The sequence below is a fragment of the Streptomyces sp. NPDC002130 genome (assembly GCF_040296465.1).
GTDB lineage: Bacteria > Actinomycetota > Actinomycetes > Streptomycetales > Streptomycetaceae > Streptomyces.
In genome coordinates, this window is sequence record NZ_JBEOXI010000999.1 from 1 (window position 1) to 1237 (window position 1237).

General features: G+C 61.0%; 1 protein-coding gene. It reads right to left on the reverse strand.

Translation table 11 applies throughout. The features are described from left to right. Nucleotides 1-494: 494 nt before the first annotated feature. Nucleotides 495-989, reverse strand: a complete 495-nt coding sequence (locus tag ABT116_RS47800) for a DUF1877 family protein (protein ID WP_298776617.1) — start codon at nt 987-989, stop codon at nt 495-497. Nucleotides 990-1237: the final 248 nt, after the last annotated feature.

The following is a 1237-nucleotide window of genomic DNA, read 5'->3' on the forward strand; positions in this document are numbered from 1 at the left end:
AGCTGATGCTGCGCCCGCGCCGCTGAGTGCGATGGCTGCGATACCGGCAGGTATCAATGCGGCCGCGGTAATCATCTTGCGTAGGTGCGTCATTCGGCTTCTCCCTCGTCGGTGGCCCACTCGAGTTGCGCCTCCACGGGCCACTTTGTCTGATTCTTCCGGTAACAGTCAACGCCATGTCGCAAACAATGAGCAATCCACTGGGTTGGTTTGAGATGCAGCTCACTACTGGAAATCCGTTGAAAAATAAACTGTTTCAGTGAAACTGCTGGTCGAGATCGTGAATGCCAGAGAAGCGCGCGGGCTGTCGTTACGTTTCCGTTACTGCTCGGTCTGGCTGCGAGAAGGACACGCACTCGGTCACCCAGAAACGCTGCGGCACAGGAATTGTCAGAGCAAGAACCCGCGCAGAGGGTCCTCCGCAGTTGAGCGCCACTGTCAAGCGGTCTTTCATTCTTCGAGGGCGCGCTGCTTCGGCAGTGGGCTCTCGACTGTCAGAACCGCACGGTGAATACCACGTGGCGACGCTCTCGGGCCGCGCGCTGCAAAAAGTCCGCCACTTCCTGAAGCCAGCCCCAGGCGTACCCGCGCTCGTCGGAACCGTACTCCGGGTTGCGGTCGTCGAGCGGCATCGCGTCGTAGCGCACGCCGAACTCGGATTCGGTGATTTCCGCCAGGTACGAGGAGACTTCGGCGACCCGATCGGGTGCCAGGTAGGTGACGAGTTGGTCGTCGGTGTCGGTGTTGAGGTCGTCGTCCCCCAAGATCACGCCGTAGGCCGGCCAGTTCTCGGACACGCGCTCGTACCCCGTGCTGGAGAGGGCGCACAGGATCGGATCCCACGCCTTGTCCGTGTCGCACGAGAACTCGGATCGGCCCGTCTCCTCGATGTCCTCGACCACTGCGCCGAGTTTGTCGTCGTCGCCGCGTGCGTCCAGAAGTTCCGCTGCCACGCTGTCTGACAGCGCGAAATGCACCCCAAGTTCCATGGCGTGATGCTAACGGCTGACCTTGCCGGCGTCCCCGTCCTCACAACAAGGCGAATCGCCTCAGGTAACGATCCTGCTCTAACTCCGACCGAAGTTACCCATGGTGGGCCGGCTGTCATACATACTGCATCGGTGATTCCGACAAAACGGACCGGCCTTTCTGTTGTGTCGCTGGTGATCCTCGTCGTCGCGGGGTTGCTGGTCGCATCGGCTCCTGGGACGGATCCACCATGAGGGGTTCTCCTTGT